Annotated in this window: 29 protein-coding genes; 6 read left to right on the forward strand and 23 right to left on the reverse strand. The window is 65.1% G+C overall.

Annotated elements, in window-relative coordinates; translation table 11 throughout:
- Positions 1-28: 28 nt before the first annotated feature.
- The 23 genes from CK221_RS06665 to CK221_RS06775 form a co-directional block, all read right to left on the reverse strand.
- Entirely contained in the window at positions 29-697 is a 669-nt protein-coding gene (locus tag CK221_RS06665) for a response regulator transcription factor (RefSeq protein ID WP_067002421.1), read from the reverse strand.
- 221 nt (positions 698-918) lie between these two features.
- Positions 919-1512 (reverse strand): lytic transglycosylase domain-containing protein, encoded by a 594-nt coding sequence (locus CK221_RS06670; RefSeq protein WP_095777158.1) that lies wholly within the window; start codon positions 1510-1512, stop codon positions 919-921.
- Entirely contained in the window at positions 1442-2722 is a 1281-nt protein-coding gene (locus tag CK221_RS06675) for a flagellar hook-length control protein FliK (RefSeq protein ID WP_179295089.1), read from the reverse strand. Before CK221_RS06675 ends, CK221_RS06670 begins: the two co-directional genes overlap by 71 nt.
- Before the next feature lie 113 nt (positions 2723-2835).
- A complete protein-coding gene (locus CK221_RS06680) occupies positions 2836-4263 on the reverse strand; it encodes a chemotaxis protein MotC (RefSeq protein ID WP_095777160.1) in 1428 nt (475 codons plus the stop codon).
- Positions 4260-5705, reverse strand: coding sequence for a MotB family protein (locus tag CK221_RS06685; protein ID WP_095777161.1), 1446 nt, complete (start codon positions 5703-5705; stop codon positions 4260-4262). The genes CK221_RS06680 and CK221_RS06685 overlap by 4 nt, the downstream gene beginning before the upstream one ends.
- Positions 5702-6328 carry a hypothetical protein gene (locus CK221_RS06690; RefSeq protein WP_095777162.1) on the reverse strand — a complete coding sequence of 209 codons (627 nt, stop codon included), beginning with the start codon at positions 6326-6328 and terminating at the stop codon, positions 5702-5704. The genes CK221_RS06685 and CK221_RS06690 overlap by 4 nt, the downstream gene beginning before the upstream one ends.
- Positions 6329-6331: 3 nt before the next feature.
- Entirely contained in the window at positions 6332-7990 is a 1659-nt protein-coding gene (gene fliF, locus CK221_RS06695; RefSeq protein WP_095777163.1) for a flagellar basal-body MS-ring/collar protein FliF, read from the reverse strand.
- 187 nt (positions 7991-8177) lie between these two features.
- Entirely contained in the window at positions 8178-9062 is an 885-nt protein-coding gene (locus CK221_RS06700; RefSeq protein WP_067002412.1) for a flagellin, read from the reverse strand.
- Between the two features lie 282 nt (positions 9063-9344).
- The gene (locus tag CK221_RS06705; RefSeq protein ID WP_067002410.1) at positions 9345-10229 is read right to left on the reverse strand and encodes a flagellin; all 885 of its coding nucleotides are present in this window, start codon (positions 10227-10229) and stop codon (positions 9345-9347) included.
- A 235-nt stretch (positions 10230-10464) separates the two neighbouring features.
- On the reverse strand, positions 10465-11196 hold the full coding sequence (gene fliP / locus CK221_RS06710) for a flagellar type III secretion system pore protein FliP (protein WP_095777164.1): 732 nt from the start codon (positions 11194-11196) through the stop codon (positions 10465-10467).
- The gene (locus CK221_RS06715; RefSeq protein WP_095777165.1) at positions 11193-11687 is read right to left on the reverse strand and encodes a flagellar basal body-associated FliL family protein; all 495 of its coding nucleotides are present in this window, start codon (positions 11685-11687) and stop codon (positions 11193-11195) included. Before CK221_RS06715 ends, fliP begins: the two co-directional genes overlap by 4 nt.
- Positions 11688-11705: 18 nt before the next feature.
- Positions 11706-12410 carry a flagellar basal body L-ring protein FlgH gene (gene flgH, locus CK221_RS06720; protein ID WP_095777166.1) on the reverse strand — a complete coding sequence of 235 codons (705 nt, stop codon included), beginning with the start codon at positions 12408-12410 and terminating at the stop codon, positions 11706-11708.
- Positions 12407-12940 carry a MotE family protein gene (locus tag CK221_RS06725; RefSeq protein ID WP_179295090.1) on the reverse strand — a complete coding sequence of 178 codons (534 nt, stop codon included), beginning with the start codon at positions 12938-12940 and terminating at the stop codon, positions 12407-12409. Before CK221_RS06725 ends, flgH begins: the two co-directional genes overlap by 4 nt.
- 62 nt (positions 12941-13002) lie before the next feature.
- Complete coding sequence (locus CK221_RS06730; protein ID WP_245430588.1) at positions 13003-14091, reverse strand: flagellar basal body P-ring protein FlgI; 1089 nt, start codon at positions 14089-14091, stop codon at positions 13003-13005.
- A 149-nt stretch (positions 14092-14240) separates the two neighbouring features.
- Complete coding sequence (gene flgA / locus CK221_RS06735; RefSeq protein WP_095777169.1) at positions 14241-14783, reverse strand: flagellar basal body P-ring formation chaperone FlgA; 543 nt, start codon at positions 14781-14783, stop codon at positions 14241-14243.
- 7 nt (positions 14784-14790) lie between these two features.
- Positions 14791-15579 (reverse strand): flagellar basal-body rod protein FlgG, encoded by a 789-nt coding sequence (gene flgG, locus CK221_RS06740; RefSeq protein ID WP_095777170.1) that lies wholly within the window; start codon positions 15577-15579, stop codon positions 14791-14793.
- A 9-nt stretch (positions 15580-15588) separates the two neighbouring features.
- A complete protein-coding gene (locus CK221_RS06745) occupies positions 15589-15918 on the reverse strand; it encodes a flagellar hook-basal body complex protein FliE (protein ID WP_095777171.1) in 330 nt (109 codons plus the stop codon).
- Positions 15918-16334, reverse strand: coding sequence for a flagellar basal body rod protein FlgC (gene flgC, locus CK221_RS06750; protein WP_095777172.1), 417 nt, complete (start codon positions 16332-16334; stop codon positions 15918-15920). Before flgC ends, CK221_RS06745 begins: the two co-directional genes overlap by 1 nt.
- 2 nt (positions 16335-16336) lie before the next feature.
- Complete coding sequence (gene flgB, locus CK221_RS06755; RefSeq protein WP_067002392.1) at positions 16337-16717, reverse strand: flagellar basal body rod protein FlgB; 381 nt, start codon at positions 16715-16717, stop codon at positions 16337-16339.
- A gap of 89 nt (positions 16718-16806) precedes the next feature.
- A complete protein-coding gene (locus CK221_RS06760; protein WP_067002390.1) occupies positions 16807-17466 on the reverse strand; it encodes a hypothetical protein in 660 nt (219 codons plus the stop codon).
- Positions 17447-18853: a flagellar protein export ATPase FliI gene (fliI, locus tag CK221_RS06765; protein WP_095777173.1), complete on the reverse strand. Its 1407-nt coding sequence runs from the start codon at positions 18851-18853 to the stop codon at positions 17447-17449. The genes CK221_RS06760 and fliI overlap by 20 nt, the downstream gene beginning before the upstream one ends.
- A 4-nt stretch (positions 18854-18857) precedes the next feature.
- Positions 18858-19580: a flagellar basal-body rod protein FlgF gene (flgF, locus tag CK221_RS06770; protein WP_067002386.1), complete on the reverse strand. Its 723-nt coding sequence runs from the start codon at positions 19578-19580 to the stop codon at positions 18858-18860.
- A 7-nt stretch (positions 19581-19587) separates the two neighbouring features.
- A complete protein-coding gene (locus tag CK221_RS06775) occupies positions 19588-20364 on the reverse strand; it encodes a DUF1217 domain-containing protein (protein WP_067002383.1) in 777 nt (258 codons plus the stop codon).
- A 144-nt stretch (positions 20365-20508) separates the two neighbouring features.
- On the opposite strand from CK221_RS06775, the gene motA reads away from it, so the two are divergent.
- Genes motA through CK221_RS06805 form a run of 6 tightly spaced genes read left to right on the forward strand, consistent with a single transcriptional unit; the run spans position 20509 to position 25392 of the window.
- A complete protein-coding gene (motA, locus tag CK221_RS06780; protein WP_067002381.1) occupies positions 20509-21384 on the forward strand; it encodes a flagellar motor stator protein MotA in 876 nt (291 codons plus the stop codon).
- 34 nt (positions 21385-21418) lie between these two features.
- Positions 21419-22351: a FliM/FliN family flagellar motor switch protein gene (locus CK221_RS06785; RefSeq protein ID WP_067002379.1), complete on the forward strand. Its 933-nt coding sequence runs from the start codon at positions 21419-21421 to the stop codon at positions 22349-22351.
- A gap of 30 nt (positions 22352-22381) precedes the next feature.
- Positions 22382-22768 carry a flagellar motor switch protein FliN gene (gene fliN, locus CK221_RS06790; protein WP_067002376.1) on the forward strand — a complete coding sequence of 129 codons (387 nt, stop codon included), beginning with the start codon at positions 22382-22384 and terminating at the stop codon, positions 22766-22768.
- Between the two features lie 43 nt (positions 22769-22811).
- The gene (locus CK221_RS06795; protein WP_095777174.1) at positions 22812-23828 is read left to right on the forward strand and encodes a flagellar motor switch protein FliG; all 1017 of its coding nucleotides are present in this window, start codon (positions 22812-22814) and stop codon (positions 23826-23828) included.
- A 24-nt stretch (positions 23829-23852) separates the two neighbouring features.
- A complete protein-coding gene (flhB, locus tag CK221_RS06800) occupies positions 23853-24935 on the forward strand; it encodes a flagellar biosynthesis protein FlhB (RefSeq protein WP_095777175.1) in 1083 nt (360 codons plus the stop codon).
- Positions 24936-24954: 19 nt separating this feature from the next.
- A complete protein-coding gene (locus CK221_RS06805) occupies positions 24955-25392 on the forward strand; it encodes a hypothetical protein (protein WP_095777176.1) in 438 nt (145 codons plus the stop codon).
- Positions 25393-25394 lie beyond the last annotated feature (2 nt).

Consider the following 25394-nt stretch of genomic DNA (forward strand, 5'->3'; position numbering starts at 1 on the left):
GCTGGCGCGGGATGTGCCGGCGACGCCATCAAAACACCAGCCGGTAGCCGAGGAACCTCTTGGAATCGATCGGGTCGTGGCCGAGCTTCTCGCGCAATTTCTTGCGCAGCTTCGAGATGTGGCTCTCCACCACGTTCTCCTCGACCTCCTCGTCGAAGATGCCGTAGATGGCGTTGAACACCTGCGTCTTGGTCACGCGCCGGCCGCGATTGCTGGCCAAATATTCCAGGATGCGCCGCTCGCGACGCGGCAGCGGCAGCGGCTCGCCGTCGATCTCCGGGTCGCGCCCGTCCATGAAGATGCGCATCGAGCCGACCTCGGTGTAGGCGGCCTCTTCGCGGGCGCGGCGGCGGATGGCGGTGATGCGGGCGAGGATCTCGCGGATGTGCACGGGCTTGCGGACGACGTCGTCGACGCCGCTCTCGAAAAGCCTGAGCGTGTGTTCCAGCGAGTGCTGTTCACTGAGCGCGATCACCGGCGCGCCGGTGCGGTCGCGGATCTGGCGCGGCGAGATCGCGCCCTCGCGGCAGTCGCCGATAAGGAAAGCCCTGACCGATCTTAAATCCGTGTCGGCGGCCGAGTTTACCCACTCGCCGAACTCGCCCGGCGCGAAGCCCGCGGTGGCGACGCCCTCGCGATCGAAAAGTGAGCTGTAGCCCTCAGTTACGAGCTCGCGCTCATCAACGATCACGATCATCGGCCCGCCCTCCGAATCATCTCATTTGCCCCGTGCGGAAAGCGGTATCCGGTGCGGTGAATCCTGAAAAACCGTCATTTCTTGTAGCTATTTTCTTGGGAGTTTTTTTGGGAGCCGTAATAAAGCCGGCCGTGAAGGGACTATTCGCGGCACTGGATAGAGGGCTGCCGGCGGCCGCTGTGAACCCCATCGCGGCGGACCAAAGGCATATGGTTTGGCAACTACGGGTTGCAGAACGCGCTGGCGTTCGGCGTCCATTTGCCGAAGCCGGTGGCGACCATGTTGGCGATGACGCGACAGACATACACCTTCTGCGCCGGGTCGTTGTCGGGGCCGGCATGATAGCGGGCGACGGCCATCGACCAAGTCATGTGGCGGGCGTGGAGGCTCGCCAGGAAGCGCGCGGCGTAGTCGACGTTCTGGTGCGGGTCTAGCATGTCCTCGACGCTGCGGAACTGCGCGCCATGATAGCGATGATTGATCTGCATGCAGCCGAGATCGATCAGCGTCTTGTCCTCGCGGCGGGCATTCTCGAACGTCGCCAGCGCTTCGTCCCTGCTGCGCGGAAAAACAGCCTTTCCTTCTACATTCAAAGCGTTGGGCTGAAGGCTGCCCTTCTTTCCCGTTTCTGTTAGGCCGACCGCGTAAAGGATACCGGCCGGCACGCCATAGCGATCGGCGGCGCGCAGGATTTCCGGCTCGCAAGGATTGGGCGCGGCTTTGGCGGCGACGGTCGCGGCCAGACTAGATGTAGATATCGTCGCCAGCGCGCTCGCCAAGAGGCGAAGCAGCGCGGCCGAATTCCTGTGCGCCATTGCCGTCGTTCCTTCCCGGTTGCCGATCGCCGCCGGCGCTGTTGCCGCCCGAGTTCCCGGGCTGGAACGAAGGCTGTTCGCGGCCCGTGGACATCGGCGGTGCGCCGCTCGCTTCGACGCGACCGGGCGAATGGACCGCTATCGAGGGTTGCATGATGGTGACGTGATCGACGTCGAAACCAAGACTGCGGAGCGACTTGACGATGGCGTCGGTGTCGGCGGTCAGACGGCGGTACGCCTCGTGCGTTTCCGGCTTCATCTCGATCGAAAGCTGCTCTCCGGAAAGACGCAGGCTGGCGGTGACCGTGCCGAGGTCAGCCGGGTGGAGCTCGATCTTCAGGACATGTGTCGAAACGGCAACAGAGTTGGTCGCGTGCGAGCCGATCGGAGCGCTCGAGTAGGCCTGCTGAACCCCGCTGTCAGAGGCGATCGCCTCAGCCAGCGCCGATACCGTCTGGCCGAAGGCGTTTTGGGCCGGCGCGGGGAAGCTCTGCTGGCTGACCACATCCATGCGCGCGGCGGCAGAGGATGGCTTGGCTTGATTGTTCGATGCGAGGGCTTGCGCCGTTTGCGCGGTCTTCTGGGCGGCCGCCGGACGCCAGCCTTGCGGCGTCGTTGCGTCGGTTGCGGCTCCTTGCGTTCCAGACAGGACGTCGTCCTTGCGGATCGACATGTCCGGGCCCTGACCAGCACCGGCCGGTTTCTCTCCGAAATCGGGCCCGGGCTTCTCGGTCGCCATCGTCGCGCGACCGGATCGCGGCAATGGCTCGCTGCCTTCGGAAGCGTCGGCCAACATGCGTTTGCCTTGACGGATCGACAGCGGCGAAGACGCGGCCTGGCCGATCGAGGGCTGGGTTCCTGCCTCTCCCTCTGCAGAAGATCCAGCGCGCTCGGCATTTGTCGACGTTGCGAAGTGGCGGATGTCGCCCAGCGCCATCAGCAGGGGCAAACCGTCCTGAAGCAGAGCGCTATCTGACGATTGCGCCGCCGCATCGGCATCGTCCGTGGCCTTTACATGGTCAGCCTCGGCGCCATTCTTCGCGCCCTTTCCGGCCGCCGGCTTCGGCGCGGCAGTCTTGTTCTGGCCATCCTGATCGGGTGGTGGCTTGGGCGGACCGGCGAGGGTGCGCCGCGCCGGCTGCGCATCGGAAGACACAGGCTCGGCCGGCTGCTTTGCCTGCCGCGCCGATTGTTCGGCGCCATGCACCATCTCGCCAAAATTCGAGCCGTTTTCCTTGCCGTCGGCAGGATGCTGCCGCGATTGGACGTGGGCGGATGCAAGTCCCGGCGTGGCCTGGCTCACGCTGTTCATTTGGGCGCTGGTCATTTGGGAGCGGCTCCAAGTAGCTGGTCGATCTGGTCGAGCTGGCGGCGCGCTTTGAGCATCGCGGCATCGGTGGGATCGTGCGGATCGAGGCTTGCTGCGGCCGCCGGCGTGGATGCAGGCAGCACAGATGGCGTTTCGGGCTGCGCAGGAGCGGGGGCTTGAGCCTCGGCCGCGGCCTGAGCCGTCGTCGGCGGAGCCGGCGGCGCGGACGTTGCGGCCGGCGCGTCCGCCGGCTTGACCGGGGCCGGCTGCTCGGCCATCGCGCCTTCCACCGGGGGCAACTCTTCGGCGTCGGCCTGGCTCGCAGCCTCGGTTTCAGCGGGTTTCGCGGCATCGCTTTTGGCCGGACCGGCCTCCGTCTCATTCATGGCGGCCGCACGCACAGGAGCGACGACCTCGCCGGCAACGGCCTGTGCCGCATCGAGCAAAGCGCGGTCGCTCTCCGAAAGCTTGCCGCGATCGATCTTGCCGAGCCTCGCGCGTACATCATCGATCGTGGCCGATGTCACCGTGGAGAGGCCCGAATAGAGCACGGCGCGCGGGTCGTCCTGATCGCCTTTGCCGTTGCGGCCCTGCTCGGCCCGGGCCGAGGCGAAGGCGGAGAGGTCGCTCAGCCCATCGATCGCGGCGCGGCGCGCGATGCGCAGAAAGATCACCTTCTCGCGCTCGGGGTCCATCATCGAGGTGATGTCGGCGAGCTTGTCTTGGCTGATCGACATGTGCAGCGCAATCACACCGGAGACGAAGGAATCGGCGAACTGGCTGGCATAGGGGGAATAGAGATAGCCGGCGACATATTGCGTCGAGGCAAGCGCGAAGCGCGCGGCGTCGCCTTGTGTCGCTGCGAGGCCGACCGAGCGGCGAAGCGCTGCCTCCTCGACCAGTGTGCCGGGGCTGAGCAGGCGGGCCTCGTCCAGCAGCGTCAGCGCCGTTGCGGGTTCATCGGTCGCAAGCAGCGAGCCCTTGACCAACGCCAGGAAGGCGCCGAGGTCGGCGGGCACGCTCATCGGGTCGATCGGCTTCAGGATTTCGATTGCCGCGGCCGGCCTGCCGTTGAGATAGGCGACGACCCCTTTGGCGATGGCGAGGCTTTGCGGGTCGGTCGCCGCGCGCGAAGCTGCCGCCTTGACAGTGACGGGATTGCCGCCGCTCATGCCATAGACGAGCAGAGCGCGGAAATTCTTCGGGTCCTTGAAATCGCCGGCATCGGCGGCGCGAAGCCTCGCATCGGTCATTTCCAGCAGCTTGGCCTGCATCGGCAGCGCCGCATGATCGCCTCCGGCGATGCGGTCCTGGACCAACTGCAGCGAGCGCACCAGCTGATAAGGCTGCAGGCCGTCATCCTGTGCAAAAACGGCAGCGGGCGATCCTGCGGCGAGCAGCAGCAGCCCGACTGCGCGGCCGATGGCGGTCCTGCCCCTCATCCGCCGGTCGCCATCAGGATCTCGATGCGGCGGTTGGCGGCGGCCAGCGGATCGGACGCGATCTTGGGCTGGCGGTCGGCGAAGCCCGCGACCTCGGTGATGCGGCTTTCGTCGACGCCGCCGCGCACCAGCATGTAATAGGCGGAGTGGGCGCGGGCGGTGGACAGCCGCCAGTTGTCGTAGGCGTCGCTGCGGAACGGCCGCGCATCGGTATGGCCGCCGATGGTGATGGTGCCCTTCTTCTCATTGATGATGCGGCCGATCTTCTCCATCGCCAGCACCATCTCGCGACGCGGCACGGCCGAGCCGATCTCGAACATGCCGAAGTCGAGCTGATCGGTGATCGAGATGACGACGCCCTTGTCGGTTGCCTCGACGGAGACGCCCTCGGCCAGCTTTTCACCGGGCGCAAAAGCCTTGGCCAGTTCCTGCTTGATTTCGGCGGCCGCCTTGAGGGCGGCGCTGCTCGGGACCTTCTTTCCCTTGTCGGAGGCTTGCTTCGGCTCCGCCTTTGCCGGCTCGGCCGTCGCCGCTTCGGCCCCCGCGGCTCCCGGCATCGCAGCATCGGTCGCAGCGGCCTCCGCCTTTTCGGCTTCTGCCTTTTCAGCTTGGGCTTTCTCGCCCTTGATCGCCTTGCCTTCGGCCTTCCCGACTTTTGTGTCGCCGTCCGATCCGGCGATCACCTTGGCACCGGGTTTTTCCGGTGCCGCCAGCGGCTCGAGCGGCGCATCCAACTGCGGCGGTGCCGGCGGAGCGGCCTTGACTTTCGGCACATCGGTCTCGGCGACCTTCTCGCCAGGCCTGGCCGGATCGCCTTCGATCCTCCTGCGTTCGGCGCTGGCTTCGGCGCCAGGCGTCGCAACCTGCTGCGACCAGAAGTCCGGCGCGAAAGGATCGCGATAGGATTCGCCGCCGGAAGCGCCGGTCGCCGGACCGGCGTTCTGAGCGCCGCCTTCACCCTTGGCGCTGACATTCTGCATCACGCCGGTATCGGTGGCGATCTCCGACAGCACGGCATAGGGATCGGCAAACAGATGCTCGTCGGAGAGATCGGATTTCTGCGAGGCCTCCTTCGTCTGCCTGCGGTCGGAGGAGCCGGCGCCGCCCTTGCCGTCCTCGCCGGCCTTGCTCGCGCCATCCTGCGGATTGTCGGCCGTGAGGCCAACCTTGCTCGGGCCGTCGCCAAGGTCTTCCAGGCCCTTGCGGCTGGAATTGCGATCGATCAGCTCGACCGGGTTGAAGTAGCTGGCGACCGCCGCCTTGGTCTGCTCGTTGGCGGCGTTGATCAGCCACATGACCAGAAAGAAGCACATCATCGCGGTCATGAAGTCGGCAAAGGCGATCTTCCAGACGCCGCCATGATGGCCGTCGTCATGACCGTCGTGGTTGCGCTTAACGATGATGATCTCGTGCCTGGCCTCGCCGTGGTCGATGGCGCTCATGACAGGACCTCCGACAGGGAAGCCGACCATTCGGCGATGCGCGTCTCGAAGACGGTTTCATCGATGGCCACGGTCAGGTCGAAGCCGGCGGCCTCGGTGAAATCGAGATTGGCCGCGCGATCTTCAAGCGCTGCCTTCAACGGCTCGAACAGCAACAGCGGCCCGCGCACGCCGATACGCACCGCCTCAGTGTCGGCAATCGCGGCGCTTAGGGTACGGGCAAGAGCTTCGATCGAGCGTTTCTGCAGATCATCGCTGACCACGCCGCCTATGATGCGGGCGACGGTGGCGGCGGTGAGCTCGGCCACACGCGCCTCCATGGCATCGATCCGTGTCGCGACCGCCGCGCCCAGATCGCCGCCGAAGCTTTCGAGGAACGCCTTTGCCGCATCGTCATTGGCCTGGCGTTCGGCCTCGAGCGCCGCCTCGTGGGCGGCCGCGAGACGTGCCCCGAGTGCTGCTTCCGCATCGGCCACCGCCTCGGCGATCAGCGCGCCGATGTCGGCCTGCGGTGGCGATACGTCTGGCTTGCGCTCGATGTCAGGCGCTGACGGTGCCTGGCCGGCGCGCGGGGCGCGCGAACCGAAATCGGGCAGGAGATCGAAAAGGGCCGCCGAAGCCATGGCTTAACCCGCGGCTTCAGGGACGGCCGCCCATTTGCGCAGGATCTGGGCGGTGCGTTCCTCGTTGAGGTCGACCATGCGTGCCAGCCGTTCCTGCGGCGCAGGCCTGATCTTCTGGCGCAGGTCGTCGAGCGGAGTGGCGCCCGGCCGGGCGCCCGGCAGGGCGCCGACGGCCGTGTCGGCCGCGATTGCGGCCACCGGCGCGTCGGGGGTCGGCGGCGAGCGCTGGACATCGTCGAAGCTCGGGCCGGAGAGGGCCGCGGGCTTGGCCGACGCCGTCAGCGCGGCCGCCATCGGCCGCAGGCCGAAGAAGGCGACCAGGAACACGACGACGATGAAGGCGCCGGCATTGATCAGCGTGCCGGTGTATGTGCCGATCGAGGCGAGGATGCCCGGCTGGTCGATCGGCTCACCGTCCAGCCCGTCGATGAACTCGACCGCCGAGACATCGATGACGTCGCCGCGCTTTTCCTCAAAGCCAGTGGCGGAGGCCACCATCTTCTGGATATCGGCGACGCGCTTGGCAATCTGCTCGGGGGTGGCGTCCTTGCCGAGGATGGTCTTCAGCCGATCCTGGTTGACGACGACGGCGATCGACATCTTGGTCACCGAGTAGCCGTTGGAAACGGTGGCGATCTTCTTGGAGTTGATCTCGTAGTTGGTGATCTCCTCCTTGCGGTCGTTCTGCGAGGAGGACTGCGGCCCTTCAGTCGTGGTCGTCTGCGTCTCGGGCAGGTTCTGCTCGACGCTGGTCGGGTTCGAGGCCTGCTTCTGGTTGCTGGCCTCGTTGGTGCGCACCGACTGCACCGAACGCTCGACGCGGGATTCGGGATCGAAGATCGTTTCTTCGGTCTGACGGGTGTCGGTATTGACGTCGGCCTTGACGCTGGCGCGGAAATTGTCGGGGCCGAGATAGGGCGTCAGCGCGCGGCGGATGTTGTCACCGATCTGCGCCTCGACCGTCTGCTCGACGCCGAGCGTGCGGGCAGCACTTGTGTTGGAAGTGTCGTCGCCGGCGGCGAGCAGATTGCCGTTGGAATCGAGCACGGTCACCTTGTCGGCCGACAGGCCGGGAACCGCTGCGGCGACGAGGTGGCGGATCGACTGGGCGCTCTTCTCGGCATCGACGCCGGCATAGCGGATGACCACCGAGGCCGAGGGCTGCTGCTCGTCGCGGCGGAAATTGGCACGCTCGGACATGACGATGTGTACGCGCGCCGCCTTGACGCCGGCGATCGACTGGATGGTGCGCGCGATCTCGCCTTCCAGCGCACGCACGCGGGTGATCTGCTGCATGAACGAGGTGAGGCCGAGCGAGCCGACATTGTCGAACAGCTCGTAGCCGGCGTTGGCGCTGGTCGGCAGGCCCTTTTCGGCCAGCAGCATGCGCGCCTGCGCGGTGGTGCCGGCCGGCACCAGCACCGATGTTCCGTCGGCGCCGACATCGAAGCCGATGCCGGCCTCGCCCAGCACCAGGCCGATCTGGTTCACGTCGCTGCGGTCGAGCCCGACATAGAGCGTCTCGTAGGCCGGGCGATTGAGATAGACCGAGCCGACGCCGATGACGGCCATGACCAGCGCGGCGATGCCGCCCATGAGAGCGAGACGCCTGACGCCGAAGCCGCGGAGGTTCGCGATGAGGCTCTGGATCTGTTCCGGCACGATTCAACCGCTCCCAGCATGACTTTCCGCCGGAAGACTAGACCGCGAAGCTTGTGCGAGGATGATAGCGCATGCGGCCAGGAGCTATGCGAGGCCCGAACGGCCCGGAGGCAGCGGTCCGACGCGCAAGAAAAAGGCCGCGCTCAGGACGCGGCCTTGCGATGGAGGGGTTGCCTCAGCGGAAATATCAGCTCTTGAACAAGGCCAGGATCGACTGCGAGTTGCCGTTGGCGATCGACAGCGCCTGGATGCCGAGCTGCTGTTGCACCTGGAGCGCCTGCAGGCGGGTCGATTCCTTGTTCATGTCGGCATCGACGAGGGCACCGACGCCCTTGTCGATCGAATCGGACAGGTTCGACAGGAAGCTCTGCTGGGTGTCGATGCGCGACTTGGCGGCGCCAAGGTAGGCAGCGCCGGTGGAGAGCTTGGCAAGCGCGGTTTCAACGCTGTCGAGCGCGGTGTCGACGGCGGTGTCGGAAACGGCCGCGGCACTCGGATCGAAGAAGGTCGTCGCAAGCAGCCCGCCGACGATGCCGCCCGTGCCGGCGGTGTCGAGAACCTGCGTGTCGGTCGCTGCCACGTCGATGGTGTCGATGGAGACGGTCGTGCCGGTGCGGTTGTACGAAGCCACGACATGCAGGTCCGAGGCGGCCGTTCCGTCATTCTGCAGCAGGTTCGAACCGGCATAGCTGGCATTGGTGACCGACGACCTGATCTGGTCCTGGATGGCCTTGATTTCGGTCGCGATCTTCTGCTGGTTGTCCTGACTGGCGCCGCGCGCGGTGACCAGCTTGGCCTTTATCGCGTCGACCTGGTCCTTGATGTCGGTGATGGCGGTGTAAGCTGTGTCGACCTTGCCGGCGCCGAGGCCGAGCGCGTCCTGGACGGCCGAGAGCGCCTTGTTGTCGGACCGCATCGAGGTGGCGATCGACCAGTAGGCGGCGTTGTCGGAAGCGGTGGCGACACGGTAGCCGGTCGAGATGCGGCCCTGCGTCGTCTCAAGCGCCTTGTTGGTGGCGTTGAGGCTCTGCAGCGCGGTGAGCGCGGCGGCGTTGGTCATGATGCTTGCCAAGATACACCCCTTCTCAAAGCAGGCATGCCTCGCGCATGCCGGTCAACTCTCTGGCGGGGGCGGTCATGCCTGTCGACCCGTCGGTCGGCCCGTCATAGCGATTGGTTAACCATAGCTAGCGCGTCACAGTTAACGGCGCGTTAAAAGCCAGCCTTGAAACCGCGGTGCGGTAATATTTCTCGAGGGAAGAGGCGCGCCTCGGAGGGGCAGCAGCATCAAAAATGAAAATCGGGCCGCGCTGGTGGCGCGACCCGACAAAGATGCCTGAATTTCGCTGGGCGATCAGCCGCGGAAGAGCGACAGGATCTGCTGCGAGTTGCCGTTGGCGATCGACAGCGCCTGGATGCCGAGCTGCTGCTGCACCTGGAGGGCCTGCAGGCGGGTCGATTCCTTGTTCATGTCGGCGTCGACCAGAGCGCCGACGCCCTTGTCGATCGAGTCCGACAGGTTCGACAGGAAGCTCTGCTGAGTATCGATGCGCGACTTTGCGGCACCGAGCGAGGCGGCGCCGGTGGACAGCTTGCCGAGCGCCGTTTCAACGGTGCCGAGCGCGGTGTCGATGGCGGTGTCGGCGACGGCGGCGGAGCTCGGATCGAAGAAGGTCGTCGCAAGCAGACCGCCGACGATGCCGCCGGTGCCCGCCGTGTCGAGGACCTGCGTGTCGGCAGAGGCCACCTTGATGGTGTCGATGGTGACGGTCGAGCCGGTGCGGTTGTACGAAGCAACGATGTTCAGATCGGAAGCAGCCGTGCCGTCGTTCTGCAGCAGGTTCGAGCCGGCGAAGTTGGCGTTGGTGACCGACGACTTGATCTGATCCTGGATGGCCTTGATTTCGGTCGCGATCTTCTGCTGGTCTTCCTGGCTGGCGCCGCGGGCGGTAACCAGCTTGGTCTTGATCAGGTCCACCTGATCCTTGACGTCGTTGATGGCGGTGTAGGCTGTGTCGACCTTGCCGGCGCCGAGGCCGAGCGAGTCCTGAACGGCCGAGAGCGCCTTGTTGTCCGACTTCATCGAGGTGGCGATCGACCAGTAAGCGGCGTTGTCGCTCGCGGTGGCGACACGGTAACCGGTCGAAATGCGGGACTGGGTGGTCTCGAGCTGCTTGTTGGTGTTGTTCAAGCTCTGCAGCGCGGTCAGCGCAGCGGAATTGGTCATGATACTGGACATGATACTCGTACCTTGGTTTTTACACGGATTTTTTTGACATACCGGCTTGTCCGGTATGACGGTGCGGCATCATGCCAATGATCGCTGAGACCCGATCACCCGCCATCTGGAGCGGACTATGCGGGCAAGTTCCTACCAAACGGCTAAACTGGACGGTTAATCCAAAATAATTCGCGCGGGCTTTAGCAGCCGAAGCCTTAGCGCTTTGAATGCAGTCCTGGAGCCCGGTGGGCGGTCAGGTAAAGGATCGCACCAGGCTGCCGACCAGAAGGTTCCAGCCGTCAATCAGCACGAAAAACAGGATCTTGAACGGCAAGGAAACCACCGTCGGCGGCAGCATCATCATGCCCATCGCCATGGTCACGGTGGCGACGATGAGATCGATCACCAGGAACGGCAGCACGATCAGAAAACCGATCTCGAAGCCGCGCCTGATTTCCGAGATCATGAAGGCGGGCACCAGAATGCGCAGGTCCACGGTGTCGCGCGAGACGGTCTGGCCGCGCTCGCGGGCGAGATCGGCAAAAAGATCGAAATCCTTGTCGCGCACATTGTGCAGCATGAAGCTGCGGAACGGATCCGAGATCTTCTCGAAGGCCTCGGCCTGGGTGATCTGGTTGTCCATCAGCGGCTTGACGCCGGTGTTCCAGGCTTGGTCGAAGGTCGGCGCCATGACATAGAAGGTCATGAACAGCGACAGCGAGATCAGGATCAGGTTGGCCGGGGTCGACTGCAGGCCGATGCCGGCGCGCAGGATCGAGAAGGCGATGACGAAGCGGGTGAAGCTCGTCACCATGATCAGCAGGCCCGGCGCCACCGAAAGCACGGTGAGCAGCCCGAACATCTGGATGAGATAGCCGACCGTGGTGCCGTCGGCCTTGCCTATGCCGCCGAGATCGAGCTGCTGGGCCGCGGCGACAGAGGTGGTGACGACGATGAGCGCCGTGGCGATGAGGAACTTTCTCATTCGAGCAGCATCGTCCTGATGAGAACCTGTTTGACGTGGCCGCCGCTGCGCAGCGCCGCACGCTCGTCGAGATCGGCCTTGAGATGCTGGTAGCCGCTGGCGCCTTCGATCTGATGCATCTTCAGCGTGCGCACGAACGCCAGCAGGTCCTGATGGATCTGCTCGGTCATATCCTGCGGCTGCGGCGCGTCGTAGAGCACCGATGCCTCCAGCCTTATCCAGACTTCGCTGGGTGCGGCGAGATTGGTGGTGATCGGCGCCAGTTGGACCACCGTCGGTCCGGCGATCTGTTTGCCCACTTCGGCCGACTTCTCCGGGTTGCCGGCGTTCTCAGGTGCGGCAGGAACAGGCGCCGGGGCTTCTCCCTGCTTGAGATAGCCGCCCGAGAACCAGCCCATGCCGACGGCCGCGCCCGTCATGGCCAAGAGCATGGCGAGCTGGACCACAAGGGAAGGTCCCTTCTTGGGCTGAGCCTGCTCGACATTTGACACGACAGCGATCTCCCCGGCCTAGAAAGGAAGGACCTGGTCGAGGATCTGCTGACCGTAGGCCGGCTGCTGGACCTCGCTCACGCGGCCGCGTCCGCCGTAGGAGATGCGTGCCTCGGCGATGCGCTCGTAGGGGATGGTGTTTTCGGCGCCGATATCGGAGGGACGCACCATGCCGGCGATGGTGAGGACCCGAAGCTCGTAATTAACGCGCACTTCCTGCGACCCCCTGATCATCAGATTGCCATTGGGCAGCACTTCGGTGACGACGGCGGCGACATTGAGCTCGAGATTCTCCGAGCGATTGATCTCGCCGTCGGCGTTGGTCTCGGTGCTGGAGCTCAAGCCGGCATCGCCCTTGCCGCTGGTGCTCTTGCCGTCCCAACCGAGCGTCACGTCGTAGCCGAGCTTGCGCGCGGCGGTGCGGCTGCGGTCGTTCTTGTTCTTGAAATTAGCCTTGTCGTTGAGCTTGATGTTGACGGTCAGGATATCGCCCTCGCGCAGCGCCCGCGGATCGGTGAAAAGCCTGCTCTGGCGATCATCCCAAAGCGAGAATTTCTTGACGGGTCTCGCCGGCGGCTCCGGATAGGAGTAGGGGGCAGCGCCGCCATTGCCGATGCCGGAGCCGACCGGTGAGAGCGCAGGCTCCCGGCCGACTTCCTTGAGATCGGTGCCGCAGCCGGACAGTGCCGCCGCCGCAACAAGGACGAGCAATTGCAACTTCATGACGGATCAACCCTTCGCGCCGCGCTGGCCATGATGCCGGTGAGCGTCGCCGCCGCCTTCTGGTCCATTTCGTTGAGGATGACGCCGGCTTTGCGCGCATCGAGCTTCATCAGGATGGCCGCAGCGAGCTCGGCGTTGACCATTGCCAGGCGCTCGGCTGCGGCGTCTGGCTTCATGCCGGCATAGATCTTGACGACGCTCTCTTCGGCGCGCGCCAGGAATACCTCGCGTCGCTTCAGCCACTGCTCGTACTCGGCGCGTTTTGTCTCCAGCGCCTTCATGCGCTCGTCGATGCCTGCCTGGAGCTGCTTCAGCTCCTCGGCCTGCAAGGCGTAGCGGCGGTCGCGAGCCGCATCGGCGATGTTGGAGCAGAAGCGCTGGATCTCGCTCTCGTCCGGCGCCTTGCCGCGCGCGAGATCAGCCGGCTGGGCGGGGGCCTGTCCGCCGGGCAGCACCTGGCGGACTTCTTCCGCGCGACCAGGATTGCCGCCCATCAGCGCAGCGATCGCGACAGCGGCTAGCAGCTTCATGGTCGTATGAAGTCTCGGGCGACGATGCGGGTTTGAGGAGAAGAGCTCGATCATCGGCATGCCTATTGGAGAACCAGGTCGGCCTGCAGGGCGCCGGCCGACTTGATGCCTTGCAGGATGGCGATGATGCCGTCGGGCTTCACGCCGAGACGGTTGAGACCGGAGACAAGCGTTTCAAGGTCGGGGCCGTCGAGCACGGCGACGCGGGCGTCGGGTCGCGAGGCCTCGATGGCGGTGAAGGGCTCGACCGCCGTCTCGCCCTTGGAGAAGGGCTCCGGCTGAACCACTTTCGGCGCCTCGGTGATGCGCACGGTGAGCGTGCCGTGGCTGATCGCGACGCGCGAGATCCTGACGTTGTTGCCGATGACGATGGTGCCGGTGCGCTCGTCGATGACGACCCGGGCAGGCGCATCCGACTCGACGACCAGGTTTTCGATCTCGGCATAGAAGCGCGCGGCCGATACGTTCTTCGGCCGTCTGATCTGCACGGTGCGGGCATCGCGCTCGGCCGCAACGCGCATGCCGAAGCGCTGCGAGGTGTAATCGTTGATGGCGTCCGCGATGCGGATGGCGGTCGAGAAATCGGGATTGCGCAATTGCAGCGTCAGCACGCCCTGGTCGTCGAACTCGGCGGGCACCGAGCGCTCGACGATGGCGCCGTTCGGCACGCGGCCGGCGGTGGGCACGCCTTGCGTCAGTTGCTCGGCCTGGCCCTGGGCGGTGAAACCGCCCACGATCACCGAGCCTTGGCCGACGGCGTAGATCTCGCCGTCCGCGGCCTTGAGCGGCGTCATCACCAGCGTGCCGCCGGCAAGCGAGGTGGCATCTCCCATCGAGGAGACGTCGATGTCGATGCGCGCGCCCGACTGGACGAAGGGCGGCATGTTGGCGGTGACGATGACGGCGGCGACGTTCTTGGCGCGCGCGCTGCCACCTTCGGTGGCGATGCCGAGGTTCTCCAGCATGGCGCGGATCGACTGTTCGGTGAACGGCGAGTTGCGCAGGCTGTCGCCGGTTCCCGCCAGGCCGATGACCAGGCCGTAGCCGACGAGCTGGTTGTCGCGCGCGCTCTGCAGCTGGGCAATGTCCTTGATGCGCGCGGCGACCTGGCCGGGCGGCAGCGTGCTCGGTCCCGTCGAGACGCGGAACATGCGGGTGGTGGTCGCCGGATCGTATTCCGGATCGTCGTAGACGCCGCCATTTTTCTGCGCAAGTTCGCGCTTGGCCTTGTACGTGAGCCCATCGGCGAATGCGGGCTGAAGACCGATCGCGGCGCTCAGCAGAAGGGCAAAGACGCGCCTCACGATGCGCCGACCCGAATCGTGCCGTCGGCCATTACCGTGCCGGAAATGATCTTGCCGCTGTCGACATTGCGGATTTTGATGAGATCGCCGGCGGCGCCCGGCTGCAGCGTGACGCCGGCGGCGGAGATGGTCAGCGCTCCGGCGGTGAAATAGACCTCCACCGAGGCACCCTGCTCGACCAGCCAGGCGTCGCGGATGGCGGCCGCCGGAATGTAGCGGCCGGGCACAAGGGTGCGCTTGGCGACCTTGCCCTGGAGTTCCTCGGAGCGCGTTGCCATGCCGTCCGGCGTGTGCTTGCCCGGGATCAGCGTCACCTGCTTCAGCGCCGCAAGTTCGATGGTCTCGCCGGGATAGATGACCCGGTTGGGGATCAGCACGGCTTCGCCAGCCGCTTGACCGGCGGCGAGCTGGTTGGCCGATTCTCCGGATCGCAAGTGAGATGGGCCCGTCTCTTGCGCAAGTGCCGGCACGCCGACGGCCACCAGCGCAAGGGCCAGCACGGCGCGACGGAAAGCAGGGCAGGAAGCCGGCATGGCCATCGTCGGGTTACCTGATGTTCTTGGAGACCACCGAGGCCATGTCGTCGGCGGCTTGGATGACCTTCGAGTTCATTTCATAAGCGCGCTGCGCCGAAATCAGCTCGGTGATTTCCTTGACCGGATCGACGTTGGAGGACTCCAGATAGCCCTGCTCGATGGTGGCGAAGCCCGGATCGCCTGGAACGCCGACATTGGCCGGGCCGGAGGCCGCCGTCTCCTGGAACAGATTGTCGCCGAGCGGCGCCAGGCCCGCCTCATTGGCGAAGTTGGCGATCTGAAGCTGGCCGAGAAGCTGAAGGTCGGTCTGGCCGTCGATACGGGCAAAGACCTGGCCGGTCTTGTTGACGATGACCTCGACCGCGTCGGTCGGCACGGTGATCGCCGGAATGATGGTGGCGCCGTCGGCGGTGACCAACTGCCCGGTGGCATTGGTGTTGAAGGCACCGGCGCGGGAGTAGAGCGTACTGCCGTCGGCGCCCTCGATCTGGAACCAGCCGCGGCCGGTCAGCGCTAGGTCGAAGCTGTTGCCCGTGCTGGTCAGCTCGCCCTGTGTGTGGACGTTGCGCACGGCCGTCGTCTTGACGCCGAGGCCGATCGAAACGCCCTCGGGCACAAGCGAGGTGTTGGAGCGGTTGGGCACCCCTTGGGTGCGATCGACCTGGTAGAGCAGGTCGGAGAATTCGGCGCGCGCCCGCTTGTAGCCGGTGGTGTTGATGTTGGCGATGTTGTTGGCGATGACTTCCAGATTGGTTTGCTGGGCGTTCATGCCGGTCGCGGCGATGGCAAGGGCTTTCATGACGCGGTCCTAGATACTCATGCGGCTGATTTCGAGAAAGGCCGAGACGACCTTGTCGCGGATGGCGATCGTCGTCTGCAGGGCCTGCTGGGCGCTCAACACCGCATCGGCCACCTGGCGGGTGTCGGCGTCGCCCTTCAGCGCCTGGATCGACATCTGCTCGGCGTTCTGCAGCGTGTTGACGGTCTTGGTCGCAGCCTGGCTGAGAGCCTCCGCGAAGCTGCTGCCGACGCTTTCGCCTGCTTTGGTGCCGACGCCGCCCTGAAGCAGGCCCGGCGAGGCGGCCTCCGCGCCGTCGATTGTCGGTTTGAACTGTAGTGCCCCGATACCGCCGATCATTACTGGTTCCTCATCAGGTCGATGGTCATGGAAATCAGATCGCGAGCCTGCTTGATGACCTGCAGGTTGGCCTCATAAGAGCGGTTGGCCTCGCTCATGTCGGCCATTTCGACCAGCACATTGACGTTGGGCATTTTCACGTACCCTTTTGCGTCGGCGGCCTCGTTGCCGGGCTGGAACTCGATCGGGAAGTCCGACGGGTCGCGCGCGATCGAGCTCACCTCGACCAGCGAACCACCGGACGCGCGGTCGAGCTCGGACTGGAAGCTGATCGTCTTGCGGCGATAGGGATCGGCGCCAGGCGTGTTGCCCGTCGATTGCGCATTGGCGAGGTTCTCCGACACCACACGCAGACGCTCCGACTGGGCGCCAAGGCCGGATGCCGCGACTTTAAGGGCTGCGGTCAGGGCGTCCATGGTCAGCTCTTCACCACCATCGTCATCATCGAATGGAAGGCTTTGACGATCGCCGTGTTGAGCTCGAAGGAGCGGCGAACTTCGCCGGCCTTCATCAGCTCGTCCTCGAGCACCACCGTGTTCTTCGACGGCATTATCGAGCCCGTGACATCCTCCGGCTTGAGATTGAAGCCGGCATTGGTCCCCTCAGCGCCCAGATGGCCGGTCTGGGTGGCCGCCAGCGTCACCGCAGTCCGGTCGAGGACCTTTTCGAACGGTTCGACGTCGTTTGCCGTGTAGCCCGGCGTGTTGGCATTGGCGATGTTGGATGCGATCGCCGACTGGCGCACGGCCAGCCATTGCGATTGCCGGGTGGCGAGGTCAAAGAGGTTGACGGATTCCATGGGACTCTCCGGGCGAGTACGCACAAGACTAGGCCGCCAGTCTTGCGCGGACCTTGCGCGGAGCGAGCCCGCGGCCCGTTACGAGGCCATCACCTGGAAAGCTGGATCACCTTGTTGGCATCGGTGACGATCACCCACTTGCCACCGCGCTGCTCGATCGCGGCGACGCGGCTGGAGTCCGGCAGGACGGAGCCGCGCTGGACGACCCACAGGCCGGTGTCGTCCTCGATCATCGCGCGGCCATTGGCGACATGCACCATCCTGAATTCCGCCGCGGCCGCAGGGAAGGGCTGGTCGCCAGGCGCCGGCGGGGGGTCGTCCTGCACCGTTCCGGTGGCCAGCAGGTCGATATCGGCGTTGGGAACGTCCTTGGCCGTCAGCGGTTCGCTGCGTTCGGCCGCAACGCCGCCGCCGTCGCGTCCCGAATTGCTGCCGCTGCCGCCGAACTTGATGGTCTGGACGCCGAACTGCTCCTGGTTGAAAAAGATATACCAGGGAAACAGCGCGCAGATCAGGCCGAGCGTGATGCCGAGCGCTGCGACGACGAAATCGCTGCGCCGGTCCGCTTTCCTGTTGGCCAGGCGGGGGAACTGGGCCGGCGGCGGCTGGGGCCACTCCACCTTTTTCGGGAACAGGCCGTTGATGAGCGAGTCGCGGCTGGCGTCGGCCTCCTCGGCGGCCTTGGCCTCGGCAATCATCTCACGCAGCATGCGCTCGGTCTGTTGCAGGTCAGTCTCCTTGATCGCCATTCTGCTTCCCCTTGAGATGGCGGGCGAGATCGGTGAACGGATCGGCCGATGCGCGGTCCCTCGGCGACTGCGTGAGCGCGTCGTAGATCAGCGGCACCTGGCGCACGGCGATGTCGAGCTCGGCGTCGGCGCCGCCCTGATAGGCGCCGAGCAGACGGATATCGCGCGTGTCCTCGAAGCGCGCGATCATCGCTTTCAGCCTTGTCACCAGCATGCGCTGCTCCGCGCTCCAGGCCTTGTCGGCGAGACGTGAGATCGACGACAGCGGATTGACCGGCGGGTAGCGTCCCTGCTCGGCGATCGCGCGGTCGAGCACGACGTGGCCATCGAGGATGCCGCGCACCGAATCGGCCACCGGATCGTTGTGGTCGTCGCCGTCCACCAGCACCGAGATGATGGCGGTGATCGAGCCTTTGCCCTCGGCGCCTGGTCCGGCGCGCTCGAGCAGCTTCGGCAGATCGGTGAAGACCGATGCCGGGTAGCCGCGCGCGACCGGCGGCTCGCCGGTGCCCGTCGCCACCTCGCGGAGCGCATGGGCAAAGCGGGTGATCGAATCCAGCACCAGGAGCACGCGATGGCCCTGGTCGCGGAAATGCTCGGCCACACGCATGGCTGTGTCGGGCGCGCGCCGGCGCATCATGGCGCTCTCGTCGCTGGTGGCGACGACCGCGACGGTCTTGGCCATGCTGTCGGCGCCGATCGTGTCCTCGAGGAATTCGCGCACCTCGCGGCCGCGCTCGCCGATCAGCGCCACGACCACCGTGTCGAAGGCCTCGGCGCCGGCGAGCATGGCAAGCAGCGTCGACTTGCCGACGCCGGAGCCGGCGAAGATGCCGAGCCGCTGGCCGAAGCAGAGCGGCGTGAAGATGTCGATCACCCGCACTCCGGTCAGGAAGCCGGTGCCGACCCGCTGCCGCGACATGGCGCCGGGCGTCAATGTGTCGGCGCTGCCGGCGGCATTCGGCCTGACCAGCGGCGGGCCGCCGTCGATGACGCGAGTCAAAGCGTCGATGGCGCGCCCGCGCCAGGAAACATCCGGCGCGACCGCGAGTGGGCCGCGCCGGAAAACGGTGTCGCCGATGCCGGCATCGGCGTGGCGCTCGAACGGCGCGACCACCACCTCGTCGCGGCCTATCCTGACGATCTCGCCGCGGCGCGTGCCGGTCTTGCCGCGCTGCTCGACGATGTCGCCGAGCCTGGCAATGTCCGAAAGGCCGCGCACCTTGTAGTGAGTGGGCGAGATCTCGACGACGCGGCCGCCGCGGCTGAGCAGCGTTTCCGGGTTGTCGAACCGCCGCCAGATGCGTTCCAGCGCGGCAAGCCGGTCCGTGGGACCGGCGTCTGCAAGCTTCTCGGGCGCGCGGAGCAGGGACGAGCCGTTCGCCATCCCGTTACTTGTCGCCGAGCGTCTTGATCGCATCGTCGGTGGACGAAGCACTCTGCCGGATCAGCGCAGCCGTATTCTCGAAGGCGCGCTGCACCTGGATCAGCCGGGTCATCTCCAGCACCGGATTGACGTTGGATTCCTCGAGAAACCCTTGAGCTACGCCGACATCGGAGCGGTCGGTGACCGGTTCCGGGGTCCGCGCGGGAACGATGCCCGAATTGCCGTAGCGGACGAAATTGGCGCCGGGGTCGAAATCGTAGAGGCCGATGGCGCCGACGAGCTGGTCGTTTTGGCGTAGCGAGCCATCGGCGCCGGCCTTGGGCGGACCGTTGCGCGGATCGAGCTGGATCGGTGCGCCGCCGCTGTCCAGCACCGGATAGCCTTCGATCGACATCAGCTCGCCGTTCTCGTTCATGGAGAAACGGCCGTCGCGGGTCATCACCGTGCCGGCCGGCGTCTCGATGGCGAACCAGGCGTCGCCTTGTATGGCGAAATCGAAAGGATTGCCGGTTTCGGTCAGCGACCCGTGCGCGCTGGAAAGATAGGTCTTGCCGGAGGATGCGAAGGATACCGACTTCGGCCCGGTGCCGGAGACCACGTCCTCGAATTTCACGCCGGTGGCGCGAAAGCCGATGGTCGAAGCGTTGGCGACGTTGTCGGCGATGGTGTCGAGACGGCGTTCGAGCGCAATCTGCGAGGAGAGGGCGACGTAGAGACTGTCCTGCATGGTGTTCTCAGAACTTCAGCTTCTGCATGGCCATCATCAGATCGGTCGAGATGCCGACCGTGGTCGGTTGCGCGAACAGCACGCTGACCGAGGTCACGGCAGTGGTCGTCGGATTGTTGATCTCCCACAGGCTGGTGAAGCGGGTAAGGAACGTGTTCAGCTTATCGGGATCCTTGAAGTCGGCGATATCGAGCTTCTGCTCGAACATCTGCGCCTGCTTGTCGATGTCGGCGGACGCGATGGAGTCGGGCAGGCCGAGAGCGGTGCGCACCACGCTCGAAAGGGCCGTGTCGGCGAGCACGTCATACCAGCTGTTGATGTCAGGCGCCTTACGCTGGAAATAGAGCGCCAGCCGCACGCCCTGATTGGTCTCGCCGGCATTCTCCTCCAGCGTCTGGCGCATGTATTTGTCGACCGCGCCTTGCTGGGCGGAAGGATAGAGCGTGGCGGTCGAGCCGTAAGCCGCAAAGTTGAACGCTTTGACGAAGTCGGCGTAACGCTTGTCGCTCAGCTTGTTGGCGAAGCTGTCGGAGTCGGACACGCCTTCCTTGAGCGCCTTGACCATGAATGCCTTGGCATAGGCCATGTCTTCCAGCCCGTACGCCTTCATCGCGTAGTTGAACAGCCGAGTGTTATTGACGAAATCGTCGATGCTTTTGACGTTGCCGATATTGGCCAAATAGTAGTCGGTCTCACGCTTGACGACGGGCTGCGACTCGACCTGGTCGATTGCCTTTGGGATGTCCTTGGCGATGAGCTGATAGCTCGTATAGGTGTTCAACATCTGCGCCTCCGGCCGAAGCTTTCCGGTGACGATAGCGATGCTTCCTTGTGCGAGGCTGAATCGGTTTCCGCATCGCGATTCAAGCCTCACACAAGGCACGAGGACTATCCCTGATCCCCGACGTGACATGCGGAAGGACCTGTCGTGGGTATTCTGATCGGACTTGTGGTGACGCTTGGCTGCGTGCTCGGTGGCTTCATGGCCATGGGTGGGCATCTGCATGTGCTGATCCAGCCTTGGGAAGCGGTGGTCATCTGCGGCGCAGCGCTCGGCACTTTCCTCGTCGCCAACCCGATGAAGACGGTCAAGGACACCGGCAAGGGCATTCTCGAGGCCTTCAAGCAGGCCGTGCCGAAGGAGCGCGACTATCTCGAAACGCTGGGCGTCCTGCACAGCCTGATGCGCGAGTTGCGATCGAAGTCGCGCAGCGAGGTCGAGGCGCATATCGACAATCCGGAAGAGTCGGCGATCTTCCAGGCGTTCCCGACCGTGCTCAAGAACCACGACCTGACGCATTTCATCTGCGACTATTGCCGCATCATCATCATCGGCAATGCGCGCTCGCACGAGATCGAGGCGCTGATGGATGAGGAGATCCAGACGATCCGCACCGACAAGCTGAAGGCCTATCACGCGATGGTCGCGGTCGGCGACGGCCTGCCGGCACTCGGCATCGTCGCGGCCGTGCTCGGCGTGGTGAAGGCGATGGGCGCGCTCGACCAATCGCCGGAAATTCTCGGCGGGCTGATCGGTGCTGCGCTCGTCGGAACCTTCCTCGGCATCTTCCTGTCCTATGCCGTGGTCGGTCCGGTCGCCACCAAGATCAAGACGGTGCGCGAGAAGAAGAACCGCCTCTACATCATCGTCAAGCAGACGCTGCTCGCTTACATGAACGGCGCCTTGCCGCAGGTCGCGATCGAGTTCGGCCGCAAGACCATCTCGTCCTATGAGCGTCCGACGATCGATGCCGTCGAGCAGAGCACGATGAACACCGGCACCGCCGAGAAGAAGGCGGCCTGAGCATGCAGAACTTCAGCCGGGGCCGTTTGGCGTCATGACCAGTCCGGCAAGTCCGTCGCAAACCCGGGCTCTCATCATCGAGCGTCTCGTCGGCGACAGCGGCGAGGCCGCGCAGGTGATCGGCGTCGGCCGCGGCATGGCCGAGCGCTCGCTGCCGCTGCTGCAGAAAGCCCTTGGAGAGCTTGGCGCGCCGGTCACCGTCGACCTGCAGGCGGTCGAAGTGGGACGTGTCCCCGATGCGCGTATGCGCGCGGGCGAAACCTTCGCCATGACCATCGTTCCGTCGCCGACGTCGGCCGACGCTATGACGCTCGTCATGGACGCGTCGGCGATCGCCGTCATGGTCCAGGCGCTGTTCGGCGGCGACCCGGATCAGCCGGTGGCGCCGATCGAGCGCGACCTGTCACAGATCGAGACCGACGTCGCCACCACGGTCTTCCAAGAGGTCGCGATGGCGCTGAACGGATCGGGCCGGCGTTCTCTCGAGCTGCGCCAGCCTGTCCCGAGGGCGATGTCCGGCAACGAGGCGAAACGGCGCGTGCTGCGCGACGGGGCGGCGGTTCGCATCATCTATGGCATCTCGACGCCGACCGACACCGGCACGGTGACGGTGATGATCCCGCAGCGAATCCTTTTGGCGACCCGCGGCGCCACCGCCGATCACGGCGGCGACCAGACGACGGAATTCGACTGGCGAGCCCGCTTCTCGGAAGAAGTGATGCGCTCGGCCGTGCGGCTCGAGGCCACCATGCCGCTCGCCCGGCTGTCGCTTGGCGATCTCGCCGCCTTCCAGCCCGGACAGGTGATCGAGTTCGAGGAAGATGCGCAGCTGCAGGCAAAGCTCAGCGCGCGCGACAAGACGCTGTTTGTCTGCGAGTTCGGCAAGCTCGGGCAGAACTACACGGTCCGCATCCGGCATCCTCACGATGGCGGGCAGGATTTCATCGACGGATTGGTGCCGGGCTGAGGCCTGGCTTGGGATTATTGGAGACGAGGCATGGCAAAGACCAACTTGGAAGCCGAACCCGAAGCCGACCAGCCGGACGAGCAGCTCGACCGCGCCATCGAGGAATTGCGCGGCGTGCTGCGGGAGGAGGAGAACCGCCCCGACGCCGCCCTGCAGGCCGGCGCCAATTCCTCGATCATTATGACGATTCCGGTCGATGTGCAGATCATTCTGGGCAGCACCGAAATGCCGGTGTCGGAGCTGATGGCGCTGCAGAAGGGCTCGACGGTAGCGCTCAACCGCCGCATAGGCGAGCCTGTCGACGTGGTGGTCAACGGCCGCAGAATCGCGCGTGGCGAGATCACGGTGCTTGAACACGATCCGACACGCTTCGGCATCAGGCTTACCGAAATCAACGCTGCTACCAAGAGCGCCTGAGCATGGACGGCGAGAGCATTCACCGGCAGCGGAGCCATGCCCAATGACGTCGTTGACGCTGACGCGCCCACAAAAGGCCGCCGCCATCCTGGTGGCGATGGGCAAGCCCTCGGCCAGCCGGCTGCTCAAATTCTTCAAGCAGGAGGAGCTGAAGGCGTTGATCGAGGGCGCGCGGCTGCTGCGCACCATTCCGCAAACCGACCTGGAGCGCATCGTTGCGGAATTCGAGGCAGAGTTCACCGAGGGCGCAGGCCTGCTCGATTCGGCGGACCGGATGGACACGATCCTCAACGAATCGCTGTCGCCGGAGGAAATGAGCGCGATCATGGGCGAGAAGAAGTTCGAGCCCGCTCCTGAGGGACCGCCGCCGATCTGGCCGGATCTCGAAAACCTCGAGCCGACGCGCCTGGGCACCTTCCTCGCCGGCGAACATCCGCAAACGTCCGCCATGGTGCTGTCGAAGCTTGCGCCGCAGACCGCGGCCAATGTGCTGCTGACGATGGAAAAGCCGATACGCAGCCAGATCATCAAGCGCATGGTGACGATGGCCAACATTCCGGAAGCGGCAGCCAGGATCGTCGAGAACCAGTTGCGCGCCAGCGTGCTTTCGCAAAAAGCGACTAGGGACACGTCGGTCGGTCAGGAGCGCGTCGCCAGCGTGCTCAACGAGTTGGCCAAGCCCGAGCTCGACGAACTCATGCAGGATCTGGAAGAAGCCGGCACCCCCGATCTGGCCGGAGTCAGGTCGCGGCTGTTTGCCTTCGACGACTTGCCGCTGCTCGCCCAGAAGGCGCGCGTGCTTTTGTTCGACGGGCTGTCGACGGAGCTCGTCACACTGGCTTTGCGCGGCGCGCCGACGGAGCTAACCGAATCCGTGCTGTCGGCGATCGGCGCTCGCTCGCGCCGCATGATCGAATCCGAGCTCGGACAGGGATCGGAAGGTATCGCGCTGGCCGACATCATGGCGGCGCGAAAGACGATCGCCGTGGCGACCATTCGTCTCTCGCGGCAGGGAGCGTTCGAGCTTCCCTCGATGCAGACCACTGCCGAAGCCGCCTGACGACAGCAATGCGGTCAGGGCATCATGGCTGAGGCGGTCGACAAGGATTCCAAAACCGAGGAAGCCACAGAAAAGAAGATCCGCGACACGATCGAGCAGGGCAAGCTGCCTCACTCGCGCGAGACGGCGATCTTCGCTTCCTTCCTCGCCATACTGGTGTTCAGCGTCTTTTACGCCAAGGACGCCATCGTCAATCTCGGCATGTTCCTCGCCATGTTCCTGGAAAAGCCGGAAGCTTGGCCGATGGACACCGAGACCGACGTCATCGAGCTCTACAAGACCGTGCTGTTCGAAATCGGTCGCGCCGTCGTCAGCCTGCTGGTGCTGCTGGTGGTCGCCGGCGTCGGCGCTTCGGTGTTCCAGAACATCCCGCAATTCGTCGGCGATCGGATCCGGCCGCAGCTGTCGCGCATTTCGATCGCCAAGGGCTGGAGCCGCCTGTTCGGCGTGCAGGGCTTTGTCGAATTCGCGAAGTCGCTGGCCAAGCTTGTCTTCGCCATCGCCGTGCTGGCCTTCACGCTGTCGGAAGATCACCGCAGGCTGCTCGCCGGCATGATCACCAACCCGGTGTCGTTCGGCATGGTCATCCGCGGCATCTTCGTCGACATATTAGTGGCGATCGTCTTCGTCATGGGGGTGATCGCGGTCGCCGACATCGTCTGGTCGCGCTTCCACTGGCGGCGCGACTTGCGCATGACCAAGCAGGAAGTGAAAGACGAGCTGAAGCAGTCGGAAGGCGATCCGATCGTGAAGTCGCGCCTGCGCTCGCTGGCGCGTGACCGGGCGCGGCGGCGCATGATGACGGCGGTGCCGCGCGCGACGCTCGTCATCGCCAATCCGACCCACTATTCCATCGCGCTGAAATATGTGCGCGAAGAGGACTCCGCTCCGCTGGTGCTCGCCAAGGGCCAGGATCTGGTGGCGCTGAAAATCCGCGAGATCGCGAGAGAGAACAACATTCCGATCTTCGAGGACGTGGCGCTTGCCCGCTCCATGTACAAGCAAGTTTCAGTTGATAGCGTGATCCCGTCGCAATTCTACCAGGCCGTCGCCGAATTGGTGCGGATCGTCTACTCGAAGAAGGCCGAGCGAAAAGTAACCCAATGATCGGACGCTGTTTCTATCCATGAACCGGCAACCACACGCCAATTCACGCGAGCAGATCGTCGCCAATGCCATCCAGGACGTGGTGGGCGAGCTGCGCCTGATCGAGGTCGCGGATTATATCGCCTTTATCCGGCTGGAGCATTTCGCCTGCCTGTCGGACCTGGTGGACTCGGCTGCGGAGCTCTATTTCCAGCCGGGCACGCTCAGGCTCGGTCATGGCGGCGAAGCGCATGTCGACTGGAGCGGCAGCCCGCGCATCGTGCTCGATCTCGAGCTTCGGCCGCGCGGCGTAACCGTCTATTTCCAGCTGATGCTGACCGGGCAGGGCACGTCCGTGATCGTCAATTACGTCTCTTTCGAGAAGCCCGGCGAGACGCCGGAGCACAACACCGCCCTGCTCGAGGACGCGATCGACGAGGCGCGCATCCGGAGGACCGAGCCGCTCGCTTTTTCCTGACG

The sequence above is a fragment of the Mesorhizobium sp. WSM3868 genome, from assembly GCF_002294785.1.
Lineage (GTDB): Bacteria > Pseudomonadota > Alphaproteobacteria > Rhizobiales > Rhizobiaceae > Mesorhizobium.